We start from the raw sequence: 7,521 nt of genomic DNA, 5'->3' as shown, positions 1-7,521 counted from the left end.
GTGCTGTTTTCCATGGCTAACGCGGTCAAACCGGGCGTATTCGACCTGGACGACATCGACCACTTCAGCACCCCGGCGGTGAGCTTCTTCCTGGGTCTGCCAGGCCCGCGTCATCCGAAGCAAGCCTTCGATGTGATGGTGGCAGCGGCGCGCAAATTGTCCCAGGAGCTCAACGGCGAACTGAAGGACGACCAGCGCAGCGTACTGACCGCCCAGACGATCGAACACTACCGTCAGCGCATCGTCGAATTCGAGCGCCGTGCCCTGACCCAGAAACGATAAAAGCAACAGATCGCAGCCTCGTTTCACTCGACAGCTCCTACAGGATTGCGATTTGCCGTAGGAGCTGTGTAGGAGCTGTCGAGTGAAACGAGGCTGCGATCTCTTGAACCTGATTAGATTAAATAGGAGCAGCCTCGGCTGCTCTTTTGCTTTATGAGAGAACACCCATGACCGCCGCCAAGAACCGCATTTTAGAGCTGCGCGCTGAGCTGGATCAGCACAATTATCGCTACCACGTGCTCGACGAGCCGAGCATTCCGGACGCCGAATACGACCGCTTGTTCAACGAGCTCAAGGCGCTGGAAGCGGCCAATCCCGAACTGATCACCAGCGATTCGCCAACCCAGCGAGTGGGCAGCGCGGCGCTGTCGGCGTTTACCCAGGTGCGTCATGAAGTGCCGATGCTCAGCCTCGGCAACGCCTTCGAAGAAACCGACATGCGCGAGTTCGATCGCCGCGTGACCGAGGGCCTGGATTTGCCAGCGGGCGACCTGTTCGGTGGCGGCGCGACAGTCGAGTACAGTTGCGAACCCAAGCTCGATGGCCTGGCCGTCAGCCTGCTGTATCAGGACGGCGTACTGGTGCGCGGCGCGACCCGCGGCGATGGCACCACTGGCGAAGACATCAGCGTCAACGTGCGCACCGTGCGCAATATCCCGCTCAAGCTGCACGGCACCGGTTGGCCGGCGACCCTGGAAGTGCGCGGCGAAGTGTTCATGTCCAAGGCCGGTTTCGAACGGCTCAACGCCACGCAACTGGAAGTCGACGGCAAGACCTTCGCCAACCCGCGCAACGCAGCGGCGGGCAGTTTGCGCCAGCTGGATTCGAAGATTACCGCCAAACGCCCATTGGAATTCTGCTGCTACGGTATCGGCCAGGTGTCTGCCGATATCGCCGATTCCCACATCGGCAACCTCAAGCAATTGCAAGCCTGGGGTATGCCGGTCAGCCACGAACTGAAGCTGGCCAACGGCATCGCTGAATGCCTGGATTACTACCGCGATATCGGTGAGCGACGCAGCGCACTGCCGTATGAAATCGACGGCGTGGTGTTCAAGGTCAACAGCATTGCCTCCCAGCGCGAACTGGGTTTTCGCGCCCGTGAGCCGCGTTGGGCCATCGCTCACAAATTCCCGGCAATGGAAGAACTCACTGAGCTGCTCGATGTGGAATTCCAGGTCGGTCGCACCGGGGCGGTGACGCCGGTGGCGCGCTTGAAACCGGTCAAGGTCGCGGGTGTCACGGTGGCCAACGCCACGTTGCACAACATGGACGAAGTCGCGCGTCTGGGCCTGATGATCGGCGACACGGTGATCATCCGTCGCGCCGGTGACGTGATTCCGCAGGTGGTGCAAGTGGTCATGGAGCGTCGTCCGGAAAACGCCCGGCCGGTGCAGATTCCCGAGCAGTGCCCGGTGTGCGGCTCCCATGTCGAACGCACGCAATTGATCAAGCGCAGCAAGGGCCGCGAGACGGTCAGCGAAGGCGCGGTGTATCGCTGCGTCGGTCGTCTGGCCTGCGGCGCGCAACTCAAGCAGGCCATCATTCACTTCGTTTCCCGTCGTGCCATGGACATCGAAGGCCTGGGTGAGAAGAGCGTCGAGCAACTGGTCGACGAAGGCCTGGTGAGTTCGCCGGCCGATCTGTACGCCCTGGCCTTCGAGCAGATCGTAGACCTGGAAGGCTTTGCCGAGCTGTCGAGCAAGAACCTGCTCGGCGCCATCGAAGACAGCAAGAAACCCGGCCTGGCGCGGTTCATCTACGCCCTCGGGATTCCCGATGTCGGCGAAGAGACGGCCAAGGTTCTGGCCCGCTCCCTGGGTTCGCTGGAGCGGGTGCAACAGGCCTTGCCGCAGGTGCTGACGTACTTGCCGGATGTCGGGCTGGAAGTCGCGTACGAGATCCACAGCTTCTTCGAGGACGCGCATAACCAGCAGGTGATCGCTGATTTGCTCAGGCATGGCATGCAGATTCAGGATCAGGGCGAGTTGGGTGCCGGGTTTTCGGCGAGCACCACATTGGGTGGTTTCCTCGACAAGCTGCATATCCCCTTGGTCGGGCCAGGCGGGGCGCAGAAACTGGCGGACAAATTCGGCTCGCTGCAGGCGGTGATTGCTGCTGACTGGCTGGATATGCGCCAGGCGCTGCCGGAAAAACAGGCCAATTCGGTGCGCGAGTTTTTTGCGGACGAAGAAAATCGCCAATTGGCCGAAGCGGCCGAGAAGCAACTGGCCGATTTCGGCATGCACTGGCAGAGCGAGAAGAAGGTCGTCGAAGGCTTGCCGCTGGCCGGTCAGACCTGGGTGCTGACCGGTTCGCTTGAGCTGATGAGTCGCGATGTGGCCAAGGACAAACTTGAAAGCCTGGGCGCCAAGGTAGCGGGCTCGGTGTCGGCCAAGACCCATTGCGTGGTCGCAGGTCCTGGCGCCGGGTCGAAGTTGGCCAAGGCTAATGAGTTGGGGCTGAAGGTGCTGGATGAAGAGGCGTTTGTGGCATTCTTGAAAGGTCACGGTATTCAGGTTTGACGCCCAAGATCGCAGCCTGCGGCAGCTCCTACAGGAGAACGCATTTCTCTGTAGGAGCTGCCGCAGGCTGCGATCTTTTGATTTTTCCAACAAAAAGCATGGGAACGATCATCTCTCGGGAATGATCTAGTCTCTGCAAGCCCCAGGGAGAGATCACCATGTACCCTTTCTTCGAGCAGCTCAGCTCGCGCATTGCCGCGCCGTTCATGGCCGAAAATTCGCGCAACAGCAAGGTCTGGTCCTGTCGCTGCGGACAGTCGCTGTTTTTTCGCAACAGTCAGTGCCTGGCCTGTTCGGCGGCGTTGGGTTATCAGCCGGAGCAGAGTCGCCTGTCTGCGCTGCAGCCGGGTGTGCAGGCGGGCACCTGGCTGCTTGATGTCGATCCCGAGGCTGGCCTGTTTCGACGCTGCGCCAACCTCGACTCCCCGGCAGCCTGCAATTGGTTGCTGCCAGCCAATGACCATGACGTCTTGTGCATTGCCTGCAGCCTCAATCGCACCATTCCTGATCTGTCGATAGCCGACAACCACGAGCGCTGGCGCAAGGTGGAAACCGCCAAGCGGCGTCTGGTCGCGCAACTGCTCAGCCTGGGGTTGCAGGTGATTCCCAAAACCGTCGATGAAGACACGGGCCTCGCCTTCGATTTCATCGGCGTGGACCTCGAAGGCAGACCGCCGACCACCGGACACGCCAACGGCCTGGTCACCCTCGATATCAAGGAAGCCGACGACGCCCACCGCGAGCAGGTGCGGGTGCAAATGCACGAACCCTATCGCACCTTGCTCGGGCATTTTCGTCATGAAGTCGGGCATTACTACTGGGGTCGATTGATCGCCAATAGCCAGTGGCTTGAGTCTTTTCGCGGATTGTTCGGCGATGAGCGCGCCAGCTATGCCGAAGCCCTTGAGCGACATTATCAGCAGAGCGCGCCGCTTGACTGGCAGCAGCACTACGTCAGCGCCTACGCCACCATGCACCCGTGGGAAGACTGGGCCGAAACCTGGGCGCATTACCTGCACATGATGGATGCGGTGGACACCGCGCTGGGCTTGGGCATGAGCGCCCGGGACATGGACTTCGACTATCAGCCGTTTCCGTTGGATACCCTCTATGATCCGCAGCATCCCGATGGCGCGGCATTTCTGTCGTTCGTCAATGCGTGGATCGAACTGGCCGGCATGCTCAACGAGCTATCGCGCAGCATGGGGCAGCCGGATTTCTACCCGTTTGTCCTGCCGCCCGCCGTCATTGCCAAGCTGCACTTTATTCATCTGGTGATTCAGCAGGAGGGCGGCCGGGCGGATGAGGTGTTGGCGCAATAGGATCAAAAGATCGCAGCCTGCGGCAGCTCCTACAGGTGTACGCCGATCCATGTAGGAGCTGCCGCAGGCTGCGATCTTTTAAGGCCAGCGCATGTCCTTGAAGCAGCTCATGTTTTTTAATATCCCCGAACGGTTGTAACTTCGTCTCAGATAGGTACAATGGCGCGGCTCGCCGACAGGTGAGCGTCGTTATGGTGACCCTATCGGTCCCCCCGCAACGATCAGCCGTGAACCCGGTCAGGCCTGGAAGGGAGCAGCCGCAGCGGTGACATTGTGTGCCGGGGTGTGGCTGGTAGGGTTACCACCTTAACGCCACGCGAGTGTTCTCTCGCGTTATTTATCTGAAAACAGACTTTTGCTAGCTGCCAGGATCTTGTCCGGGGCGGTTTTTTGTCGTTTCCGATTTATCGACAGCTGCAGGCTCGCCACCGATATACAGCCGAACTATCGCATCGATCTCCCCGGACATCTTCATCCGCACCAGGGTGCGTAAAATGCGCTGCACCGGCACTTGCGGGTCGTTGCGCACGTAGCAGCCGAGATTCTGCTCCTGCAGTACTGCCACGCTGTGCAGTTGTTGGTCCGGCAGCAGGCGCTGATTGAACCAGTCAAGGCTCCATTGATTGCTGACGGCATAGCGGTTGCGGCCGGCGAGGAGTTTTTCCAGCACCAGTTCCTGATTGCGTGCGTCGTCGCGATGCAGCTGATCGGTGTCGAACAGCGGTTGCAGGGTCGGGTAGCTGTAGGCCAGCACGGTGCCGATGGACTGATCTGGTAAATCCGCCGGGTTCACAGCGGTGGGGCGCGCATTCTGTGTGATCAACAGGTCGGGCTGGGTAAAGAGCGGGATGCTCCAGAGGTAGTCGCCGGACTGATGAGGCAGCCATGATTGCGCGGCATAACAGCGGACATCGATCTCGCCTTGCTCCATGGCGTTTTGCACCCGCCCGCGGGGCAATACATGGAATTCGGCCGGTACGCCGACCTGGGTCGCGAGGCTGAGCATCATGTCATACAGGATGCCCTGGGTCGGTTTGTCCTGTTCAAGTTGCACCATGGGCATGGTCCAGCTGTCGGGTATCACGAAGCGTAGCGGCGTTTGCGCGGCCATGCCGTCCAGGCTGATCAACAGCAATGCCCCCAAGGCCAGCCGCATAAACACTCCGTTAAATGTCCCCGATGTGCAGCTTGGCCATAATACACGAGCGCACCGGATGCAATTTGTGCCTTGCTCCGCTAGCATTAGCCGCTTCTGCTTCCTTCGCTGCGACGGTTTTCGATGAGTTATCAGGTTCTTGCACGTAAATGGCGTCCGCGCTCGTTCCGCGAAATGGTCGGCCAGACCCATGTGCTCAAGGCTCTGATCAATGCCTTGGACAGCCAGCGCCTGCACCACGCGTACCTGTTTACCGGTACCCGGGGGGTCGGCAAGACCACCATCGCGCGGATCATTGCCAAATGCCTTAACTGCGAAACAGGTATCACTTCGACCCCCTGTGGCGAATGCTCGGTGTGCCGCGAGATCGACGAAGGCCGCTTTGTCGACCTGATCGAGATCGACGCCGCGAGCCGTACCAAGGTCGAAGACACCCGCGAGTTGCTCGACAACGTGCAGTACGCCCCGAGCCGTGGGCGCTTCAAGGTCTACCTGATCGACGAAGTGCACATGCTCTCCAGTCATTCCTTTAACGCGCTGCTCAAAACCCTCGAGGAGCCACCACCCTACGTCAAGTTCATCCTGGCCACCACCGACCCGCAGAAACTTCCTGCAACGATTCTGTCGCGGTGCCTGCAGTTCTCCCTGAAGAACATGACGCCGGAACGCGTGGTCGAGCACTTGACCCACGTGCTGGGTGTCGAGAACGTGCCGTTCGAAGACGATGCGCTGTGGCTGCTGGGCCGCGCCGCCGATGGGTCGATGCGTGATGCCATGAGCCTGACCGACCAGGCGATTGCCTTCGGAGAGGGCAAGGTCATGGCCGCCGACGTGCGGGCGATGCTCGGGACCCTCGATCACGGGCAGGTCTACGACGTCCTGCATGCGCTGATCGAAGGTGATGCCAAGGCGTTGCTCGAAGCTGTCCGCCACCTGGCCGAGCAAGGCCCGGACTGGAACGGCGTGCTTTCGGAAATTCTCAATGTGCTGCACCGCGTTGCCATCGCCCAGGCCTTGCCGGAAGGCGTCGATAACGGTCACGGCGACCGTGATCGCGTGCTGGCGCTGGCCCAGGCGTTGCCGGCTGAAGACGTGCAGTTCTACTACCAGATGGGCCTGATCGGCCGCCGCGACCTGCCGCTGGCGCCGGATCCCCGGGGCGGTTTTGAAATGGTGCTGCTGCGGATGCTGGCGTTCCGGCCCGCAGACACCGCGGATGCCCCGAGGCAACCGCTAAAGCCAGTGGGGATCAGCCAGGCCACAGTTGATTCCGCAAACTCAGTGGCTGCCGCGCCGGTAGTTGCGCCGGTAGTTGCTGCGGCCGTTGCACCGATAGCGGCTGCGTCAGTGGCGGCTCCAGCGCCTGCACCGGAACCGGTAGCGCCGGTCGTTGTGCCAGAACCTGCGCCTGTGCCTATGGTTGAAGCGGTCGTGGTCGAAGAAGTTGTCGACCTGCCGTGGAACGACCCGGTCGAGCCCGTGCCCGTTCAGCAGCCGGCGGTGGAGCCGGTGCTGGAAACCGCCAGCGAACAACCCGAATTACCGCCGATGCCGTTGCCGGCGCCGGACAGCGTGGTGCCGGACGCCCCGGAGTGGGCCGCCGCGCCGATCCCGGAACCTTCGGTGGCCGACGTCGATGCCGCGACGCCAGGCATGGACCTGGATGACGAGCCGCCGCTGGACGAGGATTACATCGAGCCGGACATGGATTCGGCCTACAGTTACCTCGACGAGCTGGCCAGCGAGCATGCCGCCGACCCGGCTCCGGAGCCCGAGCCTGAGCCCGCGGCAATGCCGGCCACCGGTCTGGCCCTGCAATGGCTGCAGCTGTTTCCGAAATTGCCGATCTCCGGCATGACCGGCAGCATCGCCGCCAACTGCACGCTGATCGCGGTGGATGGCGACAATTGGCTGATGCACCTGGACCCGGCCCACAGTGCCTTGTTCAACGCCACTCAGCAGCGGCGCTTGAACGATGCGCTTAACCAGTATCACCAGCGCACGCTGACCCTGAGCATCGAGCTGATCAAGCCCGAGCAGGAAACCCCGGCACAAGCGGCTTCGCGCCGCCGCGCCAACCGTCAGCGCGAGGCAGAGGAATCGATCCACGGTGATCCGTTCATCCAGCAAATGATGCAGCAGTTCGGTGCGGTCGTCCGTAACGATACTATTGAACCTGTCGACGCCTTGGTCACTCAGGGCTAATAACTGAAGGCGCCCGGCCGCATGGGCCGGG

5 protein-coding genes and 1 other RNA gene are annotated in these 7,521 nt (G+C 61.3%); 5 read left to right on the top strand and 1 reads right to left on the bottom strand.

Translation table 11 applies throughout. The features are described from left to right. The 4 genes from zipA to ffs form a co-directional block, all read left to right on the top strand. Window positions 1-282 (top strand): cell division protein ZipA (gene zipA, locus AC1DVH_RS10155; protein WP_477753691.1); only part of this gene is annotated, 282 nt, incomplete at its 5' end. A 167-nt stretch (window positions 283-449) separates the two neighbouring features. Then, a complete protein-coding gene (ligA, locus tag AC1DVH_RS10150) occupies window positions 450-2,807 on the top strand; it encodes an NAD-dependent DNA ligase LigA (protein ID WP_477753690.1) in 2,358 nt (785 codons plus the stop codon). Window positions 2,808-2,965: 158 nt separating this feature from the next. After that, window positions 2,966-4,129, top strand: a complete 1,164-nt coding sequence (locus AC1DVH_RS10145) for a zinc-binding metallopeptidase family protein (RefSeq protein ID WP_477753689.1) — start codon at window positions 2,966-2,968, stop codon at window positions 4,127-4,129. Between the two features lie 201 nt (window positions 4,130-4,330). Further along, window positions 4,331-4,427, top strand: an RNA gene (gene ffs, locus AC1DVH_RS10140) — signal recognition particle sRNA small type. Window positions 4,428-4,487: 60 nt separating this feature from the next. Here the strand turns inward: ffs and AC1DVH_RS10135 are convergent. After that, window positions 4,488-5,285 (bottom strand): substrate-binding periplasmic protein, encoded by a 798-nt coding sequence (locus AC1DVH_RS10135; RefSeq protein WP_477753688.1) that lies wholly within the window; start codon window positions 5,283-5,285, stop codon window positions 4,488-4,490. Between the two features lie 123 nt (window positions 5,286-5,408). Here AC1DVH_RS10135 and dnaX point away from each other — a divergent pair, with 123 nt between their 5' ends. Continuing rightward, window positions 5,409-7,490: a DNA polymerase III subunit gamma/tau gene (dnaX, locus tag AC1DVH_RS10130; protein WP_477753687.1), complete on the top strand. Its 2,082-nt coding sequence runs from the start codon at window positions 5,409-5,411 to the stop codon at window positions 7,488-7,490. Window positions 7,491-7,521: the final 31 nt, after the last annotated feature.

The organism is Pseudomonas sp. P4_C3, assembly GCF_056402075.1.
This window is presented reverse-complemented; position numbering and strand designations above follow the sequence as displayed.